General features: G+C 72.2%; 18 protein-coding genes. 12 read left to right on the forward strand and 6 right to left on the reverse strand.

Annotated elements, in window-relative coordinates; genetic code table 11:
* Position 1: 1 nt before the first annotated feature.
* On the reverse strand, positions 2-556 hold the full coding sequence (locus ABZW03_RS00625) for a SigE family RNA polymerase sigma factor (RefSeq protein WP_355249966.1): 555 nt from the start codon (positions 554-556) through the stop codon (positions 2-4).
* A gap of 163 nt (positions 557-719) precedes the next feature.
* On the opposite strand from ABZW03_RS00625, the gene ABZW03_RS00630 reads away from it, so the two are divergent.
* The 8 genes from ABZW03_RS00630 (at position 720) to ABZW03_RS00665 (ending at position 12,143) form a co-directional block, all read left to right on the forward strand.
* Complete coding sequence (locus tag ABZW03_RS00630; protein WP_355249968.1) at positions 720-1,469, forward strand: hypothetical protein; 750 nt, start codon at positions 720-722, stop codon at positions 1,467-1,469.
* A gap of 163 nt (positions 1,470-1,632) precedes the next feature.
* The gene (gene lysX, locus ABZW03_RS00635) at positions 1,633-3,189 is read left to right on the forward strand and encodes a bifunctional lysylphosphatidylglycerol synthetase/lysine--tRNA ligase LysX (protein WP_355249970.1); all 1,557 of its coding nucleotides are present in this window, start codon (positions 1,633-1,635) and stop codon (positions 3,187-3,189) included.
* A 304-nt stretch (positions 3,190-3,493) separates the two neighbouring features.
* On the forward strand, positions 3,494-3,931 hold the full coding sequence (locus ABZW03_RS00640; protein ID WP_355249972.1) for a BlaI/MecI/CopY family transcriptional regulator: 438 nt from the start codon (positions 3,494-3,496) through the stop codon (positions 3,929-3,931).
* Between the two features lie 10 nt (positions 3,932-3,941).
* Positions 3,942-4,478 carry an amino-acid N-acetyltransferase gene (locus ABZW03_RS00645; protein ID WP_355249974.1) on the forward strand — a complete coding sequence of 179 codons (537 nt, stop codon included), beginning with the start codon at positions 3,942-3,944 and terminating at the stop codon, positions 4,476-4,478.
* A gap of 91 nt (positions 4,479-4,569) precedes the next feature.
* Positions 4,570-4,923 carry an Lsr2 family protein gene (locus ABZW03_RS00650; RefSeq protein ID WP_355249976.1) on the forward strand — a complete coding sequence of 118 codons (354 nt, stop codon included), beginning with the start codon at positions 4,570-4,572 and terminating at the stop codon, positions 4,921-4,923.
* A gap of 655 nt (positions 4,924-5,578) precedes the next feature.
* Complete coding sequence (locus ABZW03_RS00655; protein WP_355249978.1) at positions 5,579-8,098, forward strand: ATP-dependent Clp protease ATP-binding subunit; 2,520 nt, start codon at positions 5,579-5,581, stop codon at positions 8,096-8,098.
* A 343-nt stretch (positions 8,099-8,441) separates the two neighbouring features.
* On the forward strand, positions 8,442-10,787 hold the full coding sequence (locus ABZW03_RS00660) for an immune inhibitor A domain-containing protein (RefSeq protein WP_355249980.1): 2,346 nt from the start codon (positions 8,442-8,444) through the stop codon (positions 10,785-10,787).
* Positions 10,788-11,222: 435 nt separating this feature from the next.
* Positions 11,223-12,143, forward strand: a complete 921-nt coding sequence (locus ABZW03_RS00665; RefSeq protein ID WP_355249982.1) for a M23 family metallopeptidase — start codon at positions 11,223-11,225, stop codon at positions 12,141-12,143.
* Between the two features lie 102 nt (positions 12,144-12,245).
* On the opposite strand, the gene ABZW03_RS00670 is transcribed toward ABZW03_RS00665, so the two are convergent.
* Positions 12,246-12,878 carry a helix-turn-helix domain-containing protein gene (locus ABZW03_RS00670; RefSeq protein WP_355249984.1) on the reverse strand — a complete coding sequence of 211 codons (633 nt, stop codon included), beginning with the start codon at positions 12,876-12,878 and terminating at the stop codon, positions 12,246-12,248.
* A gap of 220 nt (positions 12,879-13,098) precedes the next feature.
* Here ABZW03_RS00670 and ABZW03_RS00675 point away from each other — a divergent pair, with 220 nt between their 5' ends.
* On the forward strand, positions 13,099-14,691 hold the full coding sequence (locus ABZW03_RS00675) for an MDR family MFS transporter (protein WP_355249986.1): 1,593 nt from the start codon (positions 13,099-13,101) through the stop codon (positions 14,689-14,691).
* 70 nt (positions 14,692-14,761) lie between these two features.
* Here ABZW03_RS00675 and ABZW03_RS00680 read toward each other — a convergent pair whose 3' ends face one another.
* On the reverse strand, positions 14,762-15,637 hold the full coding sequence (locus ABZW03_RS00680) for an A/G-specific adenine glycosylase (RefSeq protein WP_355250004.1): 876 nt from the start codon (positions 15,635-15,637) through the stop codon (positions 14,762-14,764).
* 238 nt (positions 15,638-15,875) lie between these two features.
* On the opposite strand from ABZW03_RS00680, the gene ABZW03_RS00685 reads away from it, so the two are divergent.
* A complete protein-coding gene (locus ABZW03_RS00685; protein WP_355249988.1) occupies positions 15,876-16,736 on the forward strand; it encodes a hypothetical protein in 861 nt (286 codons plus the stop codon).
* Between the two features lie 196 nt (positions 16,737-16,932).
* On the opposite strand, the gene disA is transcribed toward ABZW03_RS00685, so the two are convergent.
* Positions 16,933-17,991: a DNA integrity scanning diadenylate cyclase DisA gene (disA, locus tag ABZW03_RS00690; protein WP_188306273.1), complete on the reverse strand. Its 1,059-nt coding sequence runs from the start codon at positions 17,989-17,991 to the stop codon at positions 16,933-16,935.
* Between the two features lie 200 nt (positions 17,992-18,191).
* Positions 18,192-19,715 (reverse strand): DNA repair protein RadA, encoded by a 1,524-nt coding sequence (radA, locus tag ABZW03_RS00695; protein WP_355249990.1) that lies wholly within the window; start codon positions 19,713-19,715, stop codon positions 18,192-18,194.
* 372 nt (positions 19,716-20,087) lie between these two features.
* Between radA and ABZW03_RS00700 the strand changes: the two genes are divergently transcribed.
* Positions 20,088-21,884: a hypothetical protein gene (locus ABZW03_RS00700; protein ID WP_355249992.1), complete on the forward strand. Its 1,797-nt coding sequence runs from the start codon at positions 20,088-20,090 to the stop codon at positions 21,882-21,884.
* A gap of 1,071 nt (positions 21,885-22,955) precedes the next feature.
* Here the strand turns inward: ABZW03_RS00700 and ABZW03_RS00705 are convergent.
* Positions 22,956-24,290 carry a DUF1254 domain-containing protein gene (locus ABZW03_RS00705; RefSeq protein ID WP_355249994.1) on the reverse strand — a complete coding sequence of 445 codons (1,335 nt, stop codon included), beginning with the start codon at positions 24,288-24,290 and terminating at the stop codon, positions 22,956-22,958.
* Between the two features lie 225 nt (positions 24,291-24,515).
* Between ABZW03_RS00705 and ABZW03_RS00710 the strand changes: the two genes are divergently transcribed.
* On the forward strand, positions 24,516-25,556 hold the full coding sequence (locus ABZW03_RS00710) for an NAD-dependent epimerase/dehydratase family protein (protein ID WP_355249996.1): 1,041 nt from the start codon (positions 24,516-24,518) through the stop codon (positions 25,554-25,556).
* Positions 25,557-25,631 lie beyond the last annotated feature (75 nt).

Here is a 25,631-nt window from a genome sequence, read left to right on the forward strand (position 1 = left end):
CTCAGCGCTCGGCCAGCTCGTCGAGGCTGCCGCCGAGCACCGTGCGGATCCGGCCGAGCGCGCGGAAGGACTGGGTCCGGACGGCGCCCGGGGTGCTGTGCAGGATCGCGGCGGTCTCCTCGACGCTGCGGTCCTCCCAGTAGCGCAGCACCAGCACCGCCCGGTCGCGCGGCGCGAGCCGGCCGAGCGCGTCCACCAGGGTCAGCCGCAGCTCCGGGTCGCCCTGCGGGGCCGCGCCGTCCGGCACCGCGTCGACCGGCCGCTCGCCGCTGGAGCGGCGGCCGCGGTGCGAGAGGAAGGCCCGCACCAGCACGGTGTGGGCGTACCCGGCCGGGTTGTCGATCCGGCGCTTCGCCCCGAACCAGGCGGTGCGGTGCCACTGGGCGTAGATCCGCCCGAGGGCCTCCTGCACCAGGTCCTCGGCGAGGTGGGTGTCCCCGCCGGTGAGCAGGCAGGCCGACCGGTAGAGCGGTCTGGCGCGGGCGGCCGCGAAGGCCTGGAAGTCCTCGTCCCGCCGCCCGCCCCGGGCCGCCCTCCCCTGACCGTCCGGTTGCATCCTGCCCGGCCCCCTCGCTCGTTCTCCCCTGACACCTGGATGACCAGGTGCGCCCCGGGCGGCGTTACAGGCGGGCGGCGAAAGCTTTCTTCACCGCGCCGGACATGGGTGGTTCGGCGCGACGTTACCGACAAATCGGATATTCCTCACGTAGTGTCAGTCCATGCCTACGCCACACGGATCGCGCGGCGGCATGGCCTTCAGCGCCGACGAAGTCCGCGTGCTGCGCCGAGCCCTCGCCCAAGCCCTGCACCCCGCCGTCCCCGTCCACCTCCAGACGCCCGACCGGCCGGCCTTCACCGGTGCCGGCGCCGAACTCTGGGCCGAGGACGTCCAGGACGCCCTGCGCCTGACCGAGGCGATCGACGAAGCCGTCCAGGAGGGCGGCCGGCTGCGCGCCTTCCTGCTCGCCGACCTCGGACGCTACCGCTCCGCCCTGCCCGGCAGCGCCCCCGGCTACCTGCAGCGGCTGGAGGAGGCGGTGACCGACGGGTACCTGCCCGGGCCCGAGGACCTCACCGCGCTGCGCGGGCTGACCCGCCAGCCCTGCGGCCAGGGCGAGCGGGCCCGCCGCTCCCGGCTGGCCGGGCGCTGCCACGCGCTGGCCGAGGCCGCGGTCCGCGAGCGGCTCGCCCTCCACGCCGGACACCCCCGCCACCTGGTGGCCGTACCGAGCCCCGCCGCACCGCCGAACAGTCACCCCACCCCTGTAGGAGGACGGACCACCATGAGCAGCACCGACTCCCGCCCGGAGCAGCCCGCCGCCGCGAAGACCCCGCCCCGCCCGCACCGGATGCCCACCCCCGCCGAGCTGTTCGGCCGCCGCCCCAAGCCCCCCGCCCGGCCCGCCGCGCCCGCCGAGCAGGCCCCCGAGGAGGCCGAGGACGTCGAACTCGCGACCGGCACCGGCTGAGCCGGACCGCCCGCCGCCCCGGAGGGGGACCGCCGCCGCGGTCCCCCTCCGCCCGTACGCAGGCCCTGCACCGCCGCCGCGGCGTCCGGCCCCGGTCCCGCCCCGACGCCGCCCGCGGGAATCCCGGCACGGAGCACGGTGTGTGGCTGGCTACCCTTGTGGGGTGAGCGATCAGAGCCTTGTTCCCGCGACCGACGACCTTCCCGAGCAGATGCGCGTCCGGCGCGAGAAGCTGGACCGGCTCCGGGCGGCCGGTGTCGACCCGTACCCGGTCGGATTCCCCCGCACCACCACCATCGCCGACCTGCGCGCCAAGCACCCCGACCTGGAGCCGGACACCGCGACCGGCGAGCGGGCCGGCGTCACCGGCCGCGTGATCCTCTCCCGCACCGGCGGCAAGCTCTGCTTCGCCACCCTGCGCGACGGCACCGGCGACCTCCAGGTGATGTTCTCCTTGGACAAGCTGGGCCCGGAGCGGCTGGCGGCCTGGAAGACCGACATCGACCTCGGCGACCAGGTCGGCGTCGAGGGCGAGGTGATCACCTCCAAGCGCGGCGAGCTGTCCGTGATGGTGGACCGCTGGGAGCTCACCGCCAAGTGCCTGCGCCCGCTCCCGGACAAGCACAAGGGCCTGACCGACCCGGAGGCCCGGGTCCGCCAGCGCTACGTGGACCTGATCGTCAACCCCGAGGCCCGCGAGATCCTGCACCTGCGCAGCAAGGTCGTCCGCTCGATCCGCCGCACCTACGAGGACCGCGGCTACATCGAGGTCGAGACCCCGATGCTCCAGCCGGTGCACGGCGGCGCCAACGCGCGTCCGTTCAAGACGCACATCAACGCGTACGACATCGACCTCTACATGCGCATCGCGCCCGAGCTGTACCTCAAGCGGCTGGTGGTCGGCGGCGCCGAGAAGGTCTTCGAGATCAACCGCAACTTCCGCAACGAGGGCGCGGACTCCACCCACAACCCGGAGTTCACCTCGCTGGAGTCGTACGAGGCGTACGGCGACTACGACACCCAGGCCGAGCTGATCCGCGAGACGATCGTCAACGCGGCCCGGGACGCGCTGGGCACCACCGTGATCAAGGGCGTGGACGCGCACGGCGTCGAGCACGAGATCGACCTGGCCGAGCCGTGGGAGGAGGTCCGCGTCTACCCCGGCATCTCCGCCCGCCTGGGCGTCGAGGTCACCCCGGAGACCGGTGTCGAGGAGCTGCGCAAGCTGGCCGCCGAGCACGGCATCCCGTTCGAGAAGGACTGGGGCCACGGCCAGATCGTGCTGGAGATGGTCGAGCGCCTGCTGGAGGAGAACGCCGTCCGGCCGACCTTCATCAAGGACTACCCGACCGAGGTCTCCCCGCTGACCCGCCAGCACCGCTCGCAGCCCGGCGTGGCCGAGAAGTGGGACCTGGTGATCTTCGGGACCGAGATCGGCACCGCCTACTCCGAGCTGGTCGACCCGGTCGAGCAGCGCGCCCGCCTCACCGCCCAGTCGCTGCTGGCGGCCGGCGGCGACGTCGAGGCGATGCAGGTGGACGAGGACTTCCTGCGCGCCCTGGAGTACGCGATGCCCCCGACCGGCGGCCTCGGCCTCGGCGTGGACCGCCTGATCATGCTGCTGACCGGCAAGAACATCCGGGAGACGGTGCTCTTCCCGCTGGTGAAGCCGGAGCCGAAGGCTTCCGCCGCGACGGCGGAGAAGACCGAGGAGGAGTGACCTGATGGACTACGTCAGCGCGATCGTGCCGCCGCTGGTCATGGCGATCGGCTTCGGCTTCCTGGTGCGGGCCATCGTCCGCAGCCAGGGCGGGGCCCAGCGGGCCAAGGAGGACCTCGACTGATCCCGCGCGGCCGAGAGGCCCCGCGAGGCCGCCACGACCGACGAGCGGAACCCGCGACTGACGCCGTCAGCCGCCCCGAACGACCGGCGCGCCGCCATTCCCGATTCCCGGGGGTGGCGGCGCGCCGGTTTGGCGCACTTCACAAGATTTGCCCCATTCACTCCCTATCCTGGCCGCACTATGGTCCGGCAACTCGGCGAACTTGAGAACGCCATCATGACCCGGGTGTGGCGGTGGAACCGACCGGTCACGGTTCGCGAGGTTCTCCTGGATCTGCGGTCGGAACGCGAAATCGCGTACACCACGGTGATGACCGTCCTGGACAAGCTCCACAGAAAGGGCTGGCTGCGCCGCGAGCGGGTGGGCCGGGCCTATCGATATGAACCGGTCTCCTCGCGTGAGGCGTACACGGCGGCCCTGATGAACGACGCCTGGGCGACCGGCGACAATCCGGCGGCGGCCCTGGTGCACTTCTTCGGCCTGATGTCGCCCGAGCAACGCGAAGCGCTCCGGGACGCCTTGCGGGTCGCCGCACTGTTCCCGTCCGATCCGACCGGCGCGGATTCCCCGGACGACGGACCGGATACCGGTGGGACGGAACCGGGAGCGGCGCGATAACGTCCCGACCATGGAGGTCACCATCCGCCGGGCGCGGACCACGGACGTGCGGGCAGTGCGCAGGCTCATCGACGCCTACGCGAGCGACGGCATTCTGCTGGACAAGCCCACAGTCACACTGTTCGAATCCGTCCAGGAGTTCTGGGTCGCGGAACGCGACGACAACGGCGCGGTGGTGGCCTGCGGCGCCCTGCACGTGATGTGGGAGGACCTCGCCGAGGTCCGCACGCTCGCGGTCGATCCGGTCGTCCGGGGCACCGGGATCGGGCACCTGCTGCTGGAGAAGCTGGTGCAGACGGCACGCTGGCTGGGCGTCCGTCGGATTTTCTGCTTGACGTTCGAGGTCGCGTTCTTCGCGAAACACGGTTTCGTCGAGATCGGCGAGCTCCAGGAAACCGATGATGGTACGACAGACCCGGCGGCGATCGCTACGGATGTCTATGAAGAACTCCTCCGCTCGTACGATGAAGGCGTCGCCGAGTTCCTCGACCTGGAGCGGGTGAAGCCCAACACACTGGGCAACTCGCGCATGCTGCTGCACCTCTGAGCGGGTCCACCCGGGTCAAGGGTTTGTGTTTTCCGGAGAAAGGCGCTTTCCTTTCCTTAGGCAATGGGTCGTTTAGCGGAAAGGGAAGCCCGTGGCACAGAGGGTGCAGGTCATTCTTGAAGACGATCTCGACGGCGGTTCGGCGGACGAGACGGTGACGTTCGCCCTCGACGGCGTTGCCTACGAGATCGACCTGAAGAGCGCGAACGCGGACAAGCTGCGCGGTCTGCTGGCGCCGTACGTGGAGAAGGGCCGCAAGCAGAGCGGCCGGCTCGCCGGCGCCCGCCGCCCGGGCCGCGGCGGGGCCGCGCGTCCGGCCGGCGGTGGCGCGCCCGACACCGCCAAGATCCGCGCGTGGGCCAAGGAGCAGGGCCTGGAGGTCAACGACCGCGGCCGCGTTCCGAGCAACGTCCGCGAGGCCTACGAGAAGGCCAACGCGTCCTGATCCCGGCGCCGCCTCCGCCCGCCGGTGCGGGCACGGGGCCCCGGCGGCCGAAGGCGGCGCCGCCATCACACGCACGGGGCGCGGAGGGCACTCCTCCGCGCCCCGCGGCGCGTGCCCGGACGGGCCGTGCCGCCCCCGGCACGCGGTGCCCGCGGGGCACCGGCTCGGACGGCGAAACAACCACCGGCTGTGCAACGCTGTAAGGGCGAAGCGGCACGGCGGAGCCCACCGCGGCGGCCCACCCCGGCCACCCGGCCGCCGGCGAACCGCCGTCGCCACGGCCCGACTTCTCGCCAGGCGAACACCGCCACCGCGGAAACTGCGCGAGAACCGCCCCGATACCGGGTATGAATGCAGGTGGACGGGTTCTTCGGCCCGTCCAGGGGCAGTATGTGCGACCGGCCGGAGCGTTCCGGCCGCGCCCCCGGCGGCACGTGTTCGCCGATGGCGTAGCGGAATCCGGTGCATCGGGCCCACCTGTGGGAACACCGTTTCCCAGCATCAGGTTGGGATTGGTGTCGGCTGGTCGCGCAGCATCTCGCTCCTCTACCGGGGAGTGAATCCGTGGGCCGCGCCGCTGAGCGGGACTAGCATGCGGAAGGACAGGGCGGGGACGGACCCCGAACTGCCCGACCGCTCTGAGGAGCGATAAACGATGTTCGAGAGGTTCACCGACCGCGCGCGGCGGGTTGTCGTCCTGGCTCAGGAAGAAGCCCGGATGCTCAACCACAACTACATCGGCACCGAGCACATCCTCCTGGGTCTGATCCACGAGGGCGAGGGCGTCGCCGCCAAGGCCCTGGAGAGCCTCGGGATTTCTCTTGAGGCCGTTCGCCAGCAGGTCGAGGAGATCATCGGCCAGGGCCAGCAGGCCCCGTCCGGCCACATTCCCTTCACCCCCCGGGCGAAGAAGGTCCTGGAGCTGTCGCTCCGCGAGGCCCTTCAGCTCGGCCACAACTACATCGGCACCGAGCACATCCTGCTCGGCCTGATCCGCGAGGGCGAGGGCGTCGCCGCCCAGGTCCTGGTGAAGCTGGGCGCCGACCTCAACCGGGTGCGCCAGCAGGTCATCCAGCTGCTCTCCGGCTACCAGACCGGCGGCAGCAAGGAGTCGGCCACGGCCGGCGGGCCCGCCGAGGGCACCCCGTCGACCTCCCTGGTCCTGGACCAGTTCGGCCGCAACCTCACCCAGGCCGCCCGCGAGGCCAAGCTCGACCCGGTCATCGGGCGCGAGAAGGAGATCGAGCGGGTCATGCAGGTGCTGTCCCGCCGCACCAAGAACAACCCGGTGCTGATCGGTGAGCCCGGCGTCGGCAAGACCGCCGTGGTCGAGGGCCTGGCCCAGGCGATCGTCAAGGGCGAGGTCCCGGAGACGCTCAAGGACAAGCAGCTCTACACGCTGGACCTGGGCGCCCTGGTGGCCGGCTCGCGCTACCGCGGTGACTTCGAGGAGCGCCTGAAGAAGGTGCTCAAGGAGATCCGCACCCGCGGCGACATCATCCTGTTCATCGACGAGCTGCACACCCTGGTCGGCGCGGGCGCCGCCGAGGGCGCCATCGACGCCGCCAGCATCCTCAAGCCGATGCTGGCCCGCGGCGAGCTGCAGACCATCGGTGCCACCACCCTGGACGAGTACCGCAAGCACCTGGAGAAGGACGCCGCGCTGGAGCGCCGCTTCCAGCCGATCCAGGTCGCCGAGCCCTCGCTGCCCCACACCATCGAGATCCTCAAGGGTCTGCGCGACCGCTACGAGGCCCACCACCGGGTCTCCATCACGGACTCCGCCCTGGTCGCCGCCGCCACCCTGGCCGACCGGTACATCTCGGACCGCTTCCTGCCGGACAAGGCGATCGACCTGATCGACGAGGCCGGCTCCCGGATGCGCATCCGCCGGATGACCGCGCCGCCGGACCTGCGCGAGTTCGACGAGAAGATCGCCGACGTGCGCCGCGAGAAGGAGAGCGCGATCGACGCGCAGGACTTCGAGAAGGCCGCGTCCCTGCGCGACGACGAGAAGCAGCTCCTGCAGGCCAAGGCCAAGCGCGAGAAGGAGTGGAAGGCCGGCGACATGGACGTCGTCGCGGAGGTCAACGAGGAGCTCATCGCCGAGGTCCTGGCCACCGCCACCGGCATCCCGGTCTTCAAGCTGACCGAGGAGGAGACGTCCCGCCTGCTGCGCATGGAGGACGAGCTGCACAAGCGCGTCATCGGCCAGAAGGACGCCATCAAGGCGCTCTCCCAGGCCATCCGGCGCACCCGTGCGGGCCTCAAGGACCCGAAGCGCCCCGGCGGTTCGTTCATCTTCGCCGGCCCGTCCGGTGTCGGTAAGACCGAGCTGTCCAAGACGCTGGCGGAGTTCCTGTTCGGCGACGAGGACGCGCTGATCGCGCTCGACATGTCCGAGTTCTCCGAGAAGCACACCGTCTCCCGGCTGTTCGGCTCCCCGCCCGGCTACGTGGGCTACGAGGAGGGCGGCCAGCTGACCGAGAAGGTCCGCCGCAAGCCGTTCTCGGTCGTCCTCTTCGACGAGGTCGAGAAGGCCCACCCGGACATCTTCAACTCGCTGCTGCAGATCCTGGAGGACGGTCGCCTGACCGACTCCCAGGGCCGCGTGGTCGACTTCAAGAACACCGTCATCATCATGACGACCAACCTCGGCACCCGGGACATCTCGAAGGGCTTCAACCTCGGCTTCGCGGCCACGGGTGACACCCAGACCGGGTACGAGCGGATGAAGGCGAAGGTCGGCGAGGAGCTCAAGCAGCACTTCCGCCCCGAGTTCCTGAACCGTGTCGACGACATCGTGGTGTTCCACCAGCTGTCCGAGGACGACATCATCCAGATCGTCGACCTCATGATCGCCAAGGTGGACGAGCGGCTCAAGGACAAGGACATGGGCCTGGAGCTCAGCGTCGAGGCCAAGAAGCTGCTGGCCAAGCGCGGCTACGACCCGATCCTGGGTGCCCGTCCGCTGCGCCGCACCATCCAGCGCGAGATCGAGGACCACCTCTCCGAGAAGATCCTCTTCGGCGAGCTGCGGGCCGGCCACATCGTCGTCGTCGACGTCGAGGGCGAGGGCAAGGACGCCAAGTTCACCTTCCGCGGCGAGGAGAAGTCGGCCGTCGCGGACACCCCGGCCGAGGTCGCCTCGTCCGGTCCGGACCTGACGAAGTAGCCCAACTTTTAACAGACAACTTCACAGCAACCGAGCCCCCGGCGTTCACGCCGGGGGCTCGGTGCGTCCCGCTCCCGCCCGTCCGGCACCGGCCCGGACCGGAATGTGGCGCTCCCGCGCTGGCTGGTGCGGGTGCGCTCGGTTTCTCACCGACCTTTCACGAACATACGGTTGACATCCGGTCAGATGATGGGAAGTCGCGGAGCATAGCGCCGTGACCATGTCACGGTCAAGGTCTATCTTTTCTGTGCACGCTTGTATCAAATGACGTCCACCTGTCTTTCATTTTGGTTTGCCGGGCTTTGGCCATGAGCTGGCCCCGGTCGGGGAGGACGTCACAACGTTGAAGAACACCAGGAGAACCGCTGCGGTCGCCACTGCCGCAGCGGTCATCGTCACGCTCGGCGCGGGTCTGCTCCCGGGCACCGCCGTCGCCGCCGGCTCCGCCCCGGTCCCGAAGGACCCGGCCGAGGCCGTCCAGAACACCGAGCACAACATCCCGGGTCCGCTGACCGCGAAGGTGGAGGCGGAGCAGAAGGCCGCCACCGAGAAGCTGCTCAACGGCACCGCCCAGGTCGAGCAGCACAACGGCAGCACCAGTGTGAAGCTCGGCAAGGACAAGTACGTCGAGCTCGCCCGCGAGCGCACGGACAAGATCTTCACCATCCTGGTCGACTTCGGTGACCAGGTGGACAACACCACCACCACGCCGGACGGCAAGGTCAAGTACGGCGGTGAGCCCGGCCCGAAGCACAACGAGATCGAGAAGCCGGACCCGGCCACCAACAACTCGACGATCTGGCAGGCCGACTACAACCAGCAGCACTTCCAGGACCTGTACTTCGCCAAGGACAGGCCCTCGCTGAAGACCTTCTACGAGAAGCAGTCCTCGGGCCGCTACTCGGTCGACGGCGTGGTCACGGACTGGGTCCGGGTCCCGTGGAACGAGGCCCGCTACGGCTCCGACTACTGCGGCTCCAACGTCTGCGCCAGCGCCCAGGACCTGATCCGCGACGCCGTGGACATCTGGTACAAGGACCAGCTGGCCAAGGGTCAGACCGACGCCCAGATCAAGGCGACCCTGGCCCAGTACGACCAGTGGGACCGTTACGGCTCGCACCACGACGGCAACTTCAACCAGCCCGACGGGTACCTGGACCACTTCCAGATCGTGCACGCCGGTGAGGACAAGTCGGCCGGTGGCGGCAAGCAGGGCAAGAAGGCCCTGTGGGCGCACCGTTCGTACGTCTACGGCAACCTGCAGGGCACGGCCGGCCCCGAGGGCAACAAGCTCGGCGGCGTCCAGGTCGGCACCAGCGGCATCTGGGTCGGCGACTACACGATGCAGCCGGAGAACGGCGGCCTCGGCGTCTTCGCCCACGAGTACGGCCACGACCTCGGTCTGCCGGACCTCTACGACACCGCCGGCAAGGGCATCGACAACTCGGTCGGCTTCTGGTCGCTGATGTCCTCCGGTTCCTGGCTCGGCGAGGGCAAGAACAGCATCGGCGACATGCCGAACGACCTCGACGCCTGGAGCAAGTACAAGCTCGGCTGGCTGAAGGCCGACCGCGCCAAGGCGGGCACCGAGTCGACCCACCACATCGGCCCGGCGGAGTACAACAGCAACCTGCCACAGGGTCTGATCGTCGACCTGCCGAAGAAGAGCATCACCACCGAGATCAACAAGCCGTTCGCCGGCACCGGTGAGTGGTGGAGCGGCAGCGCCGACAACCTGAGCGTCACGCTGACCCGCGACATCGACCTGACCGGCAAGACCAAGGCCAGCATCAACGCCAAGGCCTGGTACGAGCTGGAGCAGGACTTCGACTACGCGTTCGGCGAGGTCTCCACCGACGGCGGCAAGACCTGGACCGTCATCGACGGCACCTGGAACGGCACCGCGCTGCCGCGCGAGAACGACCGTCCGGCCCTCAGCGGCCAGGTGGCCGCCTGGGGCGACCTGTCCTTCAACCTGGACGCCTACGCGGGCAAGCAGGTCAAGTTCCGCTACCACCAGACCACCGACGGCGGCCTGCACTTCCGCGGCCTGACGCTGGACAACATCGCGGTCGTCGCCGACGGCGCCACCGTGTTCAGCGACGACGTCGAGAACGGTGACAACGGCTGGGCGACCGACGGCTTCTCCCGCTTCGGCGGCTCGTACACCAAGGACTACGCGCAGTACTACATCGCGGAGAACCGGCAGTACGTGTCGTACGACCAGACGCTGAAGACCGGCCCGTACAACTTCGGCTTCGCCGACCGTCCGGACTGGGTCGAGCACTACTCGTACCAGCCCGGCCTGCTGATCTGGTACTGGGACGAGTCGCAGACCGACAACAACGTCAGCGCCCACCCGGGCCAGGGCCTGGTCCTGCCGGTCGACTCGCACCCGACCCCACTGAAGTGGACCGACGGCTCGCTGATGAAGCCGCGCGTCCAGGGCTTCGACTCGACCTTCGGCTCCCGCCGCGTCGGGGCGCTGACCCTGCACAACAAGGGCGTCGAGACCGTCATCCCGAAGTCCAAGGGCGTCGACGAGTTCAACGACCTGAAGTCGTGGTGGAACAAGGACAACCCGTACGCCGGTGTGAACGTCCCGAAGACCGGGACCAGCATCGAGGTCGAGAACGAGTCCTCGAACTACCTGGAGACCTGGATCCGGGTCCGCCCGGTCGACAACTGATCGTCGCTCCACTGACGATCGGCCTGTGACCAGGCAGCTCTGACAACTCCACGTCCAGCCCGTCCCCGCAGCGCGCGGGGGCGGGCCGGACGCTTTGTCAGGCCGGACGCCGGTCCCGGAAGGCGGCTCGTACGAACCCCGGCCGCGCGTGGTGCTGGTCACAGGGCTCCGGCACGGTACGACCGGCGGTAGTACCCGGGGCCGGGCCACCCGCGGGGCGCGCCGGGGCGGTCCTGGGCGGTCCTGGACGGCCGGATCCCGTGATCACTACTCCGTCGGTCTGAATCTCCGGCGCCACGCTGACTACACGCCGTAGTACGTCACACCGTTTGGGACTCCGCTCGGTGACCGTTACACCTGAGTGGTCCCCCGCTCAGCACACTCCCGAACGGGCCCTTCGTGCTGCCCTCGTACGACCGTGAGGTACGGCAAGCGATGTCCACCGTCCCGCCCGTGGGGCCGGCCCTGCGCCGGCTCGCCGCCCGTACGGCGGCCCAGGCCGCCGCCTGGCAGCCCCGGATCGGCCACGCCGTCCGCACCCAGGCCGCGCCGCTGCGCGCGCTCGCCTCGCCCCGGCACGCCACGCTGCCCGGCAGCCGGCAGCGGGCCGAGCACGACCACGCCCTGGTCTCGGCCGGGGCGGCCGCCGTGCTGCTCGCCGGCGTGCTGCTGGTGGCCGCCCCGGGCACCGCCTCGGCCCAGACCGTGCGGCCCACCACGCCGGGCAGCTCGGCCTTCACCGTGCCGAGGGCGGAGGTGCCGAACGCGGGGCTGGTCCAGGTGGCCGGCCCCAGCCCGTACAAACTGCCCGACGACGGCGACTCGGCGCAGCAGTCCGTGGCGGTGGCGGCCAACCTGCTGCCGCTCGAACCGCCGGCGCCGGAGCCGGAGCCCGCCGCCAAACCGGCTCCCGAGGCCGCGCCCGCGCCCGAACCCGCCCCGGCTCCCGGGTGGTCGGCGCCGGTGCCGAACGCGCCGACCAGCAACCCGTACGGGAAGCCCAACCGCGGCTACGCGGCCGGGTACCACACCGGGGTGGACTTCGCGGTCTCCCCGGGCACGCCGCTGCTGGCGGTCGGCGACGCGACCGTGGTGTCGGCCGGCTGGGACGGCGCGTACGGCAAGGAGGTCGTGCTGCGGCTGGCGGACGGGCACTTCGCCCAGTACGCCCACCTGTCCTCCGTCGCCGTCTCGGCGGGCCAGCGGGTGGCGGCGGGCGAGCGGATCGGGGCCTCCGGGAGCACCGGCAACTCGACCGGCCCGCACCTGCACTTCGAGATCCGCACCAGCAACCGCTACGGCGCGGTGGTCAACCCGATCGCGTACCTCGCGGGGCACGGCGTCACGAACTTCTGAGCCGCCGGGCGCCCTGGCGCCGCCCCTGCCGCCCGGGCGCCGCCGTTCGGTCGGCGGCGTTCGGCCGACGTCGTTCGGCCGACGTCGTTCGGCCGGCGTCGTTCAGCCGGCGTCGGGGGCGGAGTGGCCGATCCCGGCGCCGATCTCCAGCGCGACGTCCCGGGCCGCCCTGATCGCGTCGTCCAGGCCGGCGAGGGGCGGCTGCTCGCCCCACACGTTCCGGGCCTGGCCGGAGTCCGTGCTGTCCTGCTTGAACAGGAACAGCGACGAGTGGACGGTGAACAGCGCCATCGCGGCCCGCAGCCGGTCGTGGAAGTCCGCGCCCGGCCCGTGCACCAGCTGCACCATGGTGATCATGCGGTCCTTGAAGGCCAGCCCGGCCGGGGACTCGCGCAGCGCGGGCTGGTTCTCGTGGAAGAAGCGCAGCAGCGGGGCCCGCTCGGCCATCCCGTCCGCGAAGCGGCGGATCAGCTCGTCCCGCGTCTTCGGGCTCCAGGCCTGCTCGCGGCCCCACGCGATGGTGTCGTCGATCGGCGCGGCCATCCGCTCGACGATGCCCAGGACGATGTCGTCCTTGGTCTTGAAGTGGTAGTAGAGCGCGGCCTTGGTGACGCCCAGGCGGTCGGCGATCTCACGCAGCGAGGTCTGCTCGTAGCCCTGCTCCGCGAAGAGCTCCAGTGACACCTCGATGATGCGAGCCCGGGTGTCGCTGCGGGGGCTGTGCGGAGTGCCCATGGCCTGCCTCATGACTGCGTCGGTGACTTCTGCGGACCCCGGGACGGTGTCCGCCCCGGGCTCATTCTCCCTGCCCAGACCGCCGGTCGGGAAACTGGCTTGACGACCGGCTAGTAAACAGCCTACCGTGCCGACGATCGACAAACTAGCCGGGCGACAAGTAAGTGAGCCGCCGCCCGGCGCGACGCTCCGTCCGCACCACCCTCCGGGAGACCCCCTCATGTCACAGCCCAAGACCGCCGGCCCGGTGCCGGAGGACAGGACGGCCGAGGAGGAGCAACCGCGGTCACCGCGCGAGATCCGCCTCGTGATGGTCGGCCTGGTCGTCACCATGCTGCTGGCCATGCTCGACAACCTGATCGTCGGCACCGCGATGCCGACCATCGTCGGCGACCTCGGCGGGGCCGAGCACCGGTCCTGGGTGGTCACCGCCTACACCCTGACCACCGCCGCCTCCACCCCGATCTGGGGCAAGCTCGGCGACCTGTACGGCCGCAAGGGCAGCTTCCTCACCTCGATCGTGATCTTCCTGGTGGGCTCGGCGCTGTCCGGCCTGTCGCAGAACATGACCGAGCTGATCGCCTTCCGCGCCGTCCAGGGCCTGGGTGCCGGCGGTCTGATGGTCGGCGTCATGTCGATCATGGGAGCGCTCGTCCCGCCGCGCGACCGCGGCAAGTACCAGGGCATGTTCGCCGCGGTGATGGCCCTGGCCACGGTCGGCGGCCCGCTGGTCGGCGGCTTCATCACCGACCACCTGAGCTGGCACTGGACCTTCTACATCAACCTGCCGCTCGGCGTGGTCGCGCTCGCCGTCGTCGTCGTCACCCTGAAGCTGCCGAAGGTCCGCAGCACCGCCCGGATCGACTACCTGGGCGCGATCCTGCTCACCACCGGCATCACCTCGCTCGTACTGCTGACCACCTGGGGCGGCCAGGAGTACGCCTGGGGCTCCAAGGAGATCCTCGGCCTGGGCGCGCTCGCCGTCGCCTCGCTGATCGCGTTCTGCTACGTGGAGCAGCGGGTCGAGGAGCCGATGCTGCCGCTGGCCCTGTTCAGGAACCTGAACTTCACCCTGGTCTCGATCATCGGCTTCATCGTCGGCTTCGTGATGTTCGGCTCGACCTTCTTCCTGCCCTTCTACCAGCAGATCGTCCAGGGCGCCTCGGCCACCAACTCCGGCCTGCTGCTGATGCCGTTGATGTTCGGCATGCTGGTGGTCTCGCTGGTGGTCGGCCAGGCCGTCACCAAGACCGGCAAGTACCGGATCTACCCGATCATCGGCACCGTCGTGATGACCGTCGGCCTGATCCTGCTCTCCACCATGGGCGTGGGAACCAGCAGCTTCACCTCGGCCTGCTGGATGGTCGTGCTCGGCGCCGGCATGGGCTTCCTGATGCAGATCACCATGCTGGTCGCGCAGAACAGCGTCGAGCTCAAGGACATGGGCGTGGCCAGCTCCACCGCCACCCTGTTCCGCACCATCGGCGGCTCCTTCGGCGTCGCGCTGTTCGGCGCGCTGTTCAACAACCGGATGAAGGACACCATGACCGAGCGGCTCGGCGCGCAGGCGTCGGCCGGCGGGGCGAAGGACCCGAGCGAGATGAGCCCGGACGAACTGCGCCAGCTGCCCGAGGCCGTCCAGGACGCCATCCACCACGCGGTGTCCAACGGCATCCACACCGTCTTCCTGTGGGGCGCCGGGATCGCCGTGATCGCCATCGCCGCCGCGCTGTTCCTGCGCGACGTGCCGCTGCGCGGGACCGGCAAGGAGGAGAAGCCGGCCGAGGCCTCGCTGGAGGCGGCGGCCGTCTGACGGCCCGGCCCGTACGGCGGCGCCCCCGGGAGGTCCGTCCTGCTGGTCGACGCCTCCATACGGGTGCTTCCTACTGCGGCAGCCGGTAGACGCCCTGCTCGACCGGCTCGACCAGGCCGTCCGCCACCAGGCCGTCCAGCGCCCGGGCCCGCTGCACCGCGTCCGGCCAGACCGCGTCCAGCCGGGCCTGCGGCACCGTCCCGTGCGCCTCGCGCAGCACCGCGAGCAGCTTGCCGCGCACCTGGCGGTCCGTGCCCTCGTAGGACTGGCCGCGCCGGGCCGGGCCCTCGTACGGCGGGCGGCCGGCCCGCTGCCAGGCGCAGGTGGTGAACAGCGGGCAGTCCCCGCACTCCGGGCCGCGCGCGGTGCAGACCAGCGCGCCCAGCTCCATCACGCCGACCGCCCAGGTGGCGGCCGTCTCGGCGTCGTCCGGCAGCAGCGCGGTGGCGGTGCGGCGCTCGGCGGCGGTGGTGGCCTGGGCCGGGTACTCGACGCCGGTCACCGCGCGGGCGAAGACCCGGCGGACGTTGGTGTCCAGCACCACGTGCCGCTGGCGGAAGGCGAAGGACGCGACGGCGGCGGCGGTGTACTCCCCAACCCCGGGCAGCGAGAGCAGGGTGGCGTGGTCGTCCGGGACCTCGCCGTCGTGCTCCTCGGTGATCGCCACCGCGGCCGCGTGCAAGCGCAGCGCCCGGCGCGGGTAGCCCAGCCGGCCCCACATCCGGACCGCCTCGCCGGGCGCCTCGGCGGCGAGGTCGGCCGGGGTCGGCCAGCGGGTGAGCCAGGCCTCCCAGGCGGGCAGCACGCGCTTGACCGGGGTCTGCTGGAGCATGAACTCGCTCACCATGACCGCCCAGGGCGTCGCGTCGGGGGCCCGCCAGGGCAGGTCCCGCTTGCTCGCCTCGTACCAGTCCAGGACGGTCGAGTGGAACAGCGGCAGGGGCATCGGCGGCCGGACGGTGTCGGCGGCGGGGGCGGTGATGGCAGTCATGGCCCTTCGATCCTCCCATGCCCGCCGACCGGGCCGAAGTGGATCAGGCCGATCCGGATCCTCCCGGGAACGCCCCGGAAATCGTCCGAATGGGGCTCGCTCGAACGGATCAAATGGCGGATCATGTGAAGGAAGGGGCGACTGTGCGGTGTTGGTGAGTCAATCGCCACACACAGTCTCGTAGAGTTTGATCGTGCCTTCTCTGCGTCAACCCGTCGGACCACTGCCGGCCTCGATCTACTGGCGTCGGCGCGTCGTCGTGCTCGTCGCCGTCGCGGCGGTCGTCGCGCTGATCGCCTGGCTGATGATCGATCAGGGCGGGGGCGGTGACGGCGGCTCACAGGGCAAGGCCGCACAGGCCGTTCCGTCCGAGACCCAGACCCCGGCCCAGGCCATCACACCCGGCGCCTCGCCGAGCGGCCCCGCGGCGCGCCCGGGCGGCGGCACCGGGGGCGGCCCGGTCGCGGGCGGTGGCGGCACCGAGGTCAACCTCAGCGGCGGCACCGGCGCCGGCGCCAACCCGGCCCCCGGGGGCGGCGCCGCGCCGGCCACCGGCGGCGGTACGGGCGGCTCCGGCGGTGCGGGTGGCGCCGGTGGCGCGGCCGGCGGCGCTCCGGCGGTGAACACCCCCGAGATCATGGCGCTGCCGGTCTGCGCCTCCTCGCAGGTGGCGCTGGAGCTGGCCGGCACCCAGAACTCGTACCAGCCCAAGGACAAGCCCCGGCTGGCCCTGACGGTCAAGAACTCCTCCGGCACCAACTGCCGGGTGGACCTGGGCCGCACCGCCTCGGTGATCACCGTGAGCGGCAGCAACAACGACCGGGTCTGGTCCTCCGGCGACTGCCCGGCCGACAAGGGCAGCATCTGGGTGCAGCTCGGCGCGAACGGCAGCCAGACCGAGACCTTCACCTGGGACCGCAGCCGCAGCAAGCCGCAGTGCGCGACGGCCGACCAGACGCCGCCGCCGAGCGGCACCTACGTGGTGCTCGCGGAGCTCACCGGGCTCTCCGGGGACAAGGTCTCGGCGCGGGCCTCGATCCGGCTGGACGGCTGAGAACCGGTCGACTTCCCCCGGAGCCCCCGGTCGCCACGCGGCGGCCGGGGGCTCCGTCGGTTGCGGCGCGGCAGACCCGGTGCGTGGCAGACCCGGTGCGCCGCGGGCGCGGTCCGGGCGTGCGACGGCCCCCGGAGGAATCGTTTCCCCGGGGGCCGTCGACGAGTTCGGGCGTCCGTGCGCGGTGCGCGTCCGGTCAGACGTAGCGCTCCAGGATGGACGATTCGGCAAGGCGGGACAGGCCCTCGCGGACCGAGCGAGCACGGGTCTCGCCGACGCCCTCGACGGTCTGCAGGTCGTCGATGCTCGCGGCGAGCAGCTTCTGGAGCCCGCCGAAGTGCTCGACCAGGCGCTCTATGACGGTGTTGGGCAGGCGCGGGATCTTCGCCAGCAGGCGGTAGCCGCGCGGCGAGACGGCCGAGTCCAGCGACTCCGGCGAGCCCGAGTAGCCGAGCGCCTTGGCGACGGTCTGGAGGTCCAGCAGCTCGGCGTGGGTGAGCGCCTCCAGGTCGGCCAGCACCTCGGTGACCGTCCGGCCCTTCTTGGCGGCCCGCTCCGGGAAGTAGTCCCGGGCGACCAGCTCGCGCTCCGGCTCGACGCCCGCGATCAGCTCGTCCAGCTGGAGCGAGAGCAGCCGGCCGTCGATGCCGAGCTCCAGCACGTAGCCGGCGATCTCGGTGGCGATCAGCCGGACCATCTCCAGGCGCTGGGCCACGGCGGTGACGTCCCGGACCGTCACCAGGTCCTCGATCTCCAGGGCGGAGAGCGTGCCGGCCACCTCGTCCAGGCGCAGCTTGTAGCGCTCCAGGGTGGCCAGCGCCTGGTTGGCGCGGGAGAGGACGGTGGTGGAGTCCTCCAGCACCCGGCGGGTGCCGTTGACGTACATCGCGATCAGCCGCATCGAGTGCGAGACCGCGACCACCGGGTAGCCGGTCTGCCGGTTGACCCGCTCGGCGGTGCGGTGGCGGGTGCCGGTCTCGTCGGTGGGGATGGTCGAGTCCGGCATCAGGTGCACGCCCGCCCGGACGATCTTGGTGATGTCCTTGTCGAGCACCACCGCGCCGTCGAGCTTGCACAGCTCGCGCAGCCGGGTGGCGCTGAACTCGACGTCCAGCACGAAGCCGCCGGTACACAGGGACTCGACGGTCTTGTCGAAGCCCAGCACGATCAGACCGCCGGTGTTGGCCCGCAGGACCCGCTCCAGGCCGTCACGAAGCGCGGTACCGGGCGCGATGGCGGTGAGGGAGGCCCGCAGCAGGGCCTCCTCGCGGGAGGCCTTGTCCGCCCCCCGGTCGCTGGCTGCCACGTGACTCCTCCGGTCGACCCGTGCCGCGCGCCTCGCGCCGTGCGCCGGTCCGCGGTCTGTTGCTGTGTCGCTCAGTACCGCTCGGTACTGCCTTCTGGCCAATGAGACTGGGGAAAGTCTAACTGTGTGTGGCCTCGGCAGGGCTTGGGTCAGCGCAGTTCGTCGGAGTCGAGCGGCTCCCACCCCTCCATCAGCTCCTCGGGGTACGCCGCCGGGCGGTCCGCGGCCCGGGCGGAGCGCGGGGCCGGCGGCGCCGACGGTGCCTCACCGCGGGCCTCGGTGCGCGGCTTGGCGGCGGCGCGGCGGCGGCCCGGGATGGCCCGCAGCGCCTCGCCGATGTCGGCCACCTCGACCACCTTCATGCCCGGCGGCACCTTGCCCGGGTCCGGCGGGACCAGGGCGTGGGTGAAGCCCAGCCGGTGCGCCTCGGCGAGCCGCCGCTGCACGCCCGTCACCCGCCGCACCTCGCCCGCCAGGCCGACCTCGCCGATCGCCACCAGGTTGCTGGGCAGCGGGGTGTCGGTGGAGGAGCTGGCCACCGCGAGCGCCACCGCGAGGTCCGCGGAGGGCTCGGTCAGCTTCACCCCGCCGACCGTCGCGGTGTAGATGTCCTGCTTGCCGAGCTTCACCCCGCCGTGCCGCTCGACCACGGCCAGGATCATCGCGATCCGGGGGGACTCCAGGCCGGAGGTGGTGCGCCGCGGGGAGGGGATCTGCGAATCCACCATCAGCGCCTGCACCTCGGCCACCAGCGGGCGCTTGCCCTCCAGGGTGACGGTGAGGCAGGTGCCGGGGACGGGCTTGTCACGCCTGGTCAGGAAGAGGCCGGACGGGTCGGCCAGGCCGACGATGCCCTCGTCGTGCAGCTCGAAGCAGCCCACCTCGTCCGTCGCGCCGTAGCGGTTCTTGACCCCGCGGATGAGCCGCAGCCGGGCGTGCCGGTCCCCCTCGAAGCTCAGCACCACGTCCACCAGGTGCTCCAGCAGGCGCGGGCCCGCGATCTGGCCGTCCTTGGTGACGTGGCCGACCAGCAGGGTGGCCATGCCGCGCTCCTTGGACGCCCGGATCAGCGCGCCGGCCACCTCGCGGACCTGGGCCGGGCCGCCGGGGGCGCCGTCCAGCTCGGCGGAGGCGATGGTCTGCACCGAGTCCAGGATCAGCAGGCCGGGGTTGACCGCCTCGATGTGCCCGAGCACCGCGCCGAGGTCGGACTCGGCGGCGAGGTAGAGGTGCTCGGAGAGGGCGTTGATCCGGTCCGCGCGCAGCCGGACCTGGCCGGCCGACTCCTCGCCAGTGACGTAGAGCGTGCGGTGCCGGTCGGTGGCCGCCTTGGCGGCGACGTCCAGCAGCAGGGTGGACTTGCCGACGCCGGGCTCGCCGGCCAGCAGCACCACCGCGCCGGGCACCAGGCCGCCGCCGAGCACCCGGTCCAGCTCGGGCACGCCCGTCGAGCGGGCCGTCGCGACCTGGCCGTCCACCTGGGCGATCGGGCGGGCGGGCGCGCTGACCGGGCCGGCGGCCGTGGTGCGGATCGGCACCGCGCCGTACTCCTCGACCGTGCCCCAGGCGTTGCACTCCGGGCAGCGGCCGACCCACTTGGGCAGCTGGTTGCCGCACTCGGTGCAGCGGTACGCCGGGCGGGGCTTGGCGGTGGTCTTGGAACGCGGAGGCATGCGGCCCACCGTAGCGCCTGGGTCCGACAACGGCGGGTCCGGCAGAGGGCCTGCCGCGGGCCCGCCGCGCGTCCGCCCCGGGTCCACCCTGGGTCCACCGCGCGTCCACACAGATGGGCGATGTTGTTACCCGAAAGAAGTACATACGCGGCGAATGGCCGGGGTCAGCCGTCCGCGTTCTCTACCGTCGGACGGGTGACGACGAGAACTGTGGGGCCGACCGGGTCGGTCGGGCCGGGCAGGCGGGGCCGGTCGGGTGGGCCGAGTGGGCCGAGTGGGTCTAGTGGGTCTAGTGGGCCGAGTGGGTCGACCGAGTCGGCTGGGCCGGCCGGTTCGCGGGCCGCTGCCGCGCTCGCGGCGTACGAGCGGCAGGTGGACGGCCTGTTCACCTACTGCCTGTCGGTGCTCTGCGAGCACGACGCGGCCGCCGACGCCCTGCGCGAGGTCCGGGAGCTGGCGCGGCGGCACGGCGCCCGGCTGGCCGAGCCCGGGCTGCTGCGCGCCTGGCTGTTCTCGCTGGCCCGGTACTGCTGCCTGCGTCGGCTGGCGGGCGGCGGGCCGGGCTCGGCTGGGGGTGGTGACGTGGGCAAGGTCGGTGACGTCGGCGGGGTCGGTGACGTGGCCGGAGCCGGGGCTGAAGCCGGGCGTGTGCCCGGGGCCGAGCCGGGGGAGGCCGAGGCGGCTCGGCGGCGGCGCGAACTGTCCTCGCTCGCCTGGCCCGAGGCGGCCGGGACCGACCCCGAGCAGCGCGAGGCGCTGGAGCTGTCCGTCCGGCACCGGCTGACCCCGCTGGAGGTGGCGGCGGTGCTGGGCCTGCCGTTCGAGCGGACCCGCGCGCTGCTGGCCGGGGCCGAGGCCGAGGTGGCCCGGACCAGGGCCGCGCTGCTGGTGCTCGGCGTGGGCAGCTGCCCGGAGCTGGACCGGCTCGGCGGGGCCGGGGCGGAGTCCTGGCGGGACTGGGTGCTCGGCCCGGCGCTGCGGCGGGAGCTGGTGCAGCACGTGGTGGACTGCCCGACCTGCCGGGGGACGGCGGAGCGGGTGGCCGCGAGCGAGGCGGCGGCGGTTTCGGCGGGGGGTCCGGCAGGGGGTGTGGCGGGGCTCTCAGGGCTGGCGCTGCTGCGGGCTCCGGCGGACCTTTCCGGGGGCGCCGTGGTCGCGGGGGTGGCGGCGGATCGGGTGGCCGACCGGGTGGCCGATCGGGTGGTCGAGCCGGGGCTGCGGTTCGACCAGGGCGGCTTCCCCCGGCACCGGGCGCCGGACGCGGGGCGCGGGCTGGCGGTGCGTCGGCGGGTGGTGACCACCGGGGTGCTCGCGGCCGTACTGGCGGCGCCGGTGGTCGCGCTCTGGGCCGGGCACCGGGGCGGCGGCGGGTCCGGGTCGGCGGCCGCGGTGTCGGCGGTGCGGGTGGACGAGGCCGGGCGGCCGACCGGGCAGCGGCCGCGGCCCACGATGGGCGGTCCGGCGGGGCCGGGTGCGTCCGGCATGCCGGGGATGGAGCTGGCGGGGGCCGGGGCCGGGGTGGTCGCGGGTGGGGTTGGTGCGGGCGGTGCAGAAACGTTGCTTCCGGGGTTTCCGCGGCTCACCGTCCAGGGCGCGGTGATCCCGGTGCCGGCCCACGGCGCGACACCGCTCGGCAACCCGAGCCTGGTCGCCGCACCGGCCCCCGTGGTCGACCGGGCCTCCGCAACGGGCACGGGCCAGCCGGCCCCGTCCGGACTGCTCACCGTCGAGGCCGCCGAGTACGGCAGCCGGACCGTCCTCACCCTCACCAACTCCGGTACCACGGAGATCCGTTGGCACGCGATGACGGACGCCGGCTGGCTCCGGCTCAGCCGCGACTCCGGCACCCTGGCGCCCGGCCAGCGGATCACCGTGATCGTCACCGTCGACGAGGACCAGGCGCCGACCACCCACTGGACCGCCCGGATCGCGCTACCACCCTCACAGGCAGTGGTCACCCTGGAGGGCGGCCCGCACACCCGCGGCGGCTCGGCATCCTCGACGCCTGATCCGTCGCCGACCGCCACGCAGCCCGCCAGTCCCCTGCCGACCGCCACCATCCCACCGACCAGTTCGCCGACGACAACCCCCTCCCCCTCGGCCCCACCCACGACGGAAGCCTCGCCATCCCCCTCCGGCACGGCACCGGCCTCCTCACCGACCCGATAGCCCGCCGACGCAACCCACCGAGCACGCCAAGGGCCGCACGAGAAGTCGGCCCGGCTGACTTCCTGTGCGCAGCAGATAGCCAGCCACCGAGAATCCCGCCGCGCGCCACCAAGAAACCGCACACAGGAAGTCGACCCCACCGACTTCTCGCGCACGACCGAACCAAGCCCCGGTTAACTATGTAGACCAACCGTCATATTCCTGCCGCATCCCGCAGCGAATCACGCACAGGAAGTCGACCCGATCGACTTCTCGTGCACGACCGACCCGACCCCCGGCTAACTATGTAGACCGACCGACATACTCCTGCCGCAGCACCCGGCAAATCACGCACGAAAAGTCGACCCCATCGACTTCTCGCGCACGGCAGCGACCGGCCCCCGGAACCCCAACCACAACTGCCCGCACAGGAAGTCGACCTGGCCGACTTCCTGTGCACGACCGACCCGAGCCTGGCCAACTATGTAGACCAACCGTCATATTCCTGCCGCAGAGCCCGGCCAATCACGCACGGAAAGTCGACCCCATCGACTTCTCGCGCGTGGCGGGCCCGCGCCTCGGCCAACTATGTAGACCGACCGACATATTTCTGCGACAGAAACCGGCGAATCACGCACGAAAAGTCGAACCCGCCGACTTCTCGTGCACAGTGGAGACGGGGCGCTGAAACTCCGAGCCGCTGCGCACGTAGGAAGTTCAACCGGCCGACTTCCTGTCCACCGAAAGGGCGAGCCACCGGAACTCCAGGTGCGAGTACCGCCGGAACACCGCGCACAGAAAGTCGGCGGGGCCGACTTCTCGTGCAGGGGCCGGGGCAGGCGTTTCAGCGCCGGTGGACCGGCGGGGCCCGGGGGATGCGGCTCGCGGTGGTAGACGCGCAGGACCGGGGGGCCTCCCCGCGCAGCGGGCGCCGCCGGGATTACCGCCCGCATAGGAAGTCGGGCGGGCCGACTTCTCGTGCAGGTGTCAGCACCGGTGGGGCCTGGGAGGTGTGGGCTGGTAGACGCGCAAGGTGGGAAGGCCTCGGAGGGGCGGGCGCCCTCGAATTGCTGGACGCACAGGAAGCGGGCCTCAGCGTCGGTGGATCGGGGGGATCTGGTAGGTGCCGTCCAGGACGGCGGGCCCCGGCTGGTAGATGCGCAGGATGGGGCGGAACTCGCCGGGTGGGGTGGGGAGCCAGTTGGCGGCGGCGGTCGGGTCCTCGGGCTGGTCGTGCTGGAGGGCCAGGGTGAGGGAGCCGTCCTCGCCGTGGACCAGGCCGGGGGTGCGGTCGCCGATCGAGTAGCGGTCGATCGGGTTCTCCACCAGGTAGTAGTCCGGGACGGAGTACATCGTGACGGACCAGAACGCCCCGGCCGGCGGCGGCTGGTCGAAGCGCAGGGTGTAGTCGTGGGCGCCGGTGAGGGGCCGGCCGTCGGAGTCGTCGTAGGTCATCGCGTACGAGGCCTCGTACGCGTGGTTGCCCCAGAGGCCGGCCCGGGCGGCGGCGGCCCGGCTGAGGTAGGCGGCGCGGCGGTCGGGGATGCGCCACTCGGGGTCGTCCAGGGTGCCCGGGCCCAGGTGGTCGGTGTTGTAGTCGAAGAGGTGGAGCGCGCTGCGCCACTCGCCGGGCGGGTGGTCCTCGGGCGGTCGGGTGGCGTCCTCGACCCGCTCGCGACCGGCGGCCAGGCCCTTGGCCAGGGCGAGCGTCCACTCGGGGGCGGCCGCACGGTACGGCGAGGCGCCGTCGTCCAGCAGTCCGAGCGGGGCGAAGCGGCGCTGGTACTCGACGTCCGCGGTGGCGGGCGGGAAGGCCTGCATCCAGACCCGCATCCGCTCGAAGAAGGCCAGCCGCTCGGGGACGTCCCCGTCCGGCTCGGGCAGTCCGGCGACCAGGCCGCCGGGTTCCAGCGGCTCCAGCTCCAGGGCGGCCTGGAGGGCCCGGACCCGGGGCAGGTCGTCCGGGCCGGTGCAGGCGAAGCGGCCGACGACGGTGCCGACGGTGGTCGGCAGTTCGATCACCCGGCTCGGGTCCGGCGGGGTGCCGTGCCAGCCGGGCGGGACGATCAGCCAGGTCTGCGCGCCGGTGCCGGTGGCCCGGCGGCCGAGGTAGGCGACGTTGTCCGTCCAAGCGTCGATGAACTGCAGCACGTAGTAGGCGCCTTCGGTGTCCGGGACGCGCAGGACCTGCGGGCCCTCGGAGAGGTCGAGCTGGGCGATCGAGTAGAGCATGTCGTTGTTGACCGAGACGAAGTCGTCGGCCGGGCCGGCCAGCCGGGTGGCGTGGCCGACGTGGTTGAACGGCGCCGCCGGCAGGGTGCCCAGGCCGCCCCGGACGAAGCGCTCGACCATGGTGAGGCCGGCGACCAGCGGGTAACCGTAGACGTACGCGTCGGCGGCCAGGGCCTCCAGCTCGGGCTGGTTCATCGCGGGTCCTTCGTCCGGGGCGGGGCACCAGGTCGGGCACCGGGCCGTGGACCAGGTCGTGCACCGGGCCGGGGTGCGGGCGCCGAGCGCGGTACACCTCGGATGCTAAGCGCGGCCGGGTGGGGCGGCACGTCGGATCGGACGCCGTACGGCCGCCGCCGGGCCGACCTCTGCTGACCGCGAATCCGGGCGTACGGGCAGGGCGTACGGGAGAGGGTCGCCGGTATGAAGATCCTCCTGCTAGGCGGCTCGTCCTTCCTCGGCCGGGCCTACGCCACCGAGGCCCTCGCCCGGGGCCACCGGGTGACCACCTTCAACCGCGGCCGCAGCGCCGCCGACCTGCCCGGTGTCGAGGCCGTCCGGGGCGACCGCGACAGCGCCGCGGACCTCGCCCGGCTGGTCGAGGGGCGCAGCTGGGACGCCGTCGTCGACACCTCCGCCCAGCAGCCCGCCCAGGCCGCGCTCAGTGCCCGGCTGCTGCGCGAGCGGGCCGGGCACTACACCTTCGTCTCCTCCGTGCACGCCTTCGCCGACTGGCCCGCCCGGGTGGTCGACGAGGACTCCGCACCCCACCCCTGCCCCGCCGACACCCCGCCCGACCAGCCGCCCGGCAACGCCCTGAAGGCCGGCTGCGAGCGTGCCGTGCTGGCGGGGTTCGGCGCCGGACGCACCCTGGTGCTGAACAGCGGGCTGCTGGTCGGGCCGTACGAGTTCGGCGGCCGGCTGCCCTGGTGGCTGGAGCGGATGGCCCGCGGCGGGCGGGTGCTCGCCCCGGGGGACCCTCAGCGGACCATGCAGGTGATCGACGTCCGGGACTTCGCCGCCTTCGGGCTGGACCGGCTGACGGCCGGGACGGCGGGGCGGTTCGTCACCACGGCGCCGCCCGGTCGGCTCCGCTTCGGCGAGTGGCTGGAGACCTGCCGGGAGGTCGCGGGCGCCGCGGACACCGAGCTGGTCTGGGTCCCGGACGGGCCGCTGCTCGCCGAGGGGCCGGACCAGGTCGGCGCGTGGACCGAACTCCCGCTCTGGGCACCGGACCTGCCCGAGTTCGCGGCCGTCTGGCTGGCCGACACCGGCCGGGCGGAGGCGGCCGGGCTGCGCTGCCGGCCGTTCGCCGAGACGGCGCGGGACACCTGGGAGTGGCTGCGGACGCGCGGGCCGGCCGAGGACACCGACGCCGAGGGACGCAAGGGGCGGCCGGGCGGCGCGGTGCGGCAAGGCATCGAACCCGCCAAGGAGCAGCGGCTGTTGGCCGCCTTCGGCTGACCGCGAGGGCGGCCCGGGAGCAGCAGGAGTGGGAAGTCGGACGGGCCCGAGTACCCCAACGGTGGCCGCGGTGGT

Source organism: Kitasatospora sp. NPDC004799 (assembly GCF_040609095.1).
Taxonomy (GTDB): domain Bacteria; phylum Actinomycetota; class Actinomycetes; order Streptomycetales; family Streptomycetaceae; genus Kitasatospora.

What these genes read in the sequence shown, in the direction of transcription:
- ABZW03_RS00675 (WP_355249986.1), top strand. Translation starts at nt 13,099, where the DNA reads ATGTCACAGCCCAAGACCGCCGGCCCGGTGCCGGAGGACAGGACGGCC.
- ABZW03_RS00670 (WP_355249984.1), bottom strand. Translation starts at nt 12,878, where the DNA reads ATGGGCACTCCGCACAGCCCCCGCAGCGACACCCGGGCTCGCATCATC.
- ABZW03_RS00665 (WP_355249982.1), top strand. Translation starts at nt 11,223, where the DNA reads ATGTCCACCGTCCCGCCCGTGGGGCCGGCCCTGCGCCGGCTCGCCGCC.
- ABZW03_RS00645 (WP_355249974.1), top strand. Translation starts at nt 3,942, where the DNA reads ATGGAGGTCACCATCCGCCGGGCGCGGACCACGGACGTGCGGGCAGTG.
- ABZW03_RS00655 (WP_355249978.1), top strand. Translation starts at nt 5,579, where the DNA reads ATGTTCGAGAGGTTCACCGACCGCGCGCGGCGGGTTGTCGTCCTGGCT.
- ABZW03_RS00710 (WP_355249996.1), top strand. Translation starts at nt 24,516, where the DNA reads ATGAAGATCCTCCTGCTAGGCGGCTCGTCCTTCCTCGGCCGGGCCTAC.
- radA (WP_355249990.1), bottom strand. Translation starts at nt 19,715, where the DNA reads ATGCCTCCGCGTTCCAAGACCACCGCCAAGCCCCGCCCGGCGTACCGC.
- ABZW03_RS00705 (WP_355249994.1), bottom strand. Translation starts at nt 24,290, where the DNA reads ATGAACCAGCCCGAGCTGGAGGCCCTGGCCGCCGACGCGTACGTCTAC.
- ABZW03_RS00625 (WP_355249966.1), bottom strand. Translation starts at nt 556, where the DNA reads ATGCAACCGGACGGTCAGGGGAGGGCGGCCCGGGGCGGGCGGCGGGAC.
- ABZW03_RS00680 (WP_355250004.1), bottom strand. Translation starts at nt 15,637, where the DNA reads ATGCCCCTGCCGCTGTTCCACTCGACCGTCCTGGACTGGTACGAGGCG.
- ABZW03_RS00640 (WP_355249972.1), top strand. Translation starts at nt 3,494, where the DNA reads ATGGTCCGGCAACTCGGCGAACTTGAGAACGCCATCATGACCCGGGTG.
- ABZW03_RS00630 (WP_355249968.1), top strand. Translation starts at nt 720, where the DNA reads ATGCCTACGCCACACGGATCGCGCGGCGGCATGGCCTTCAGCGCCGAC.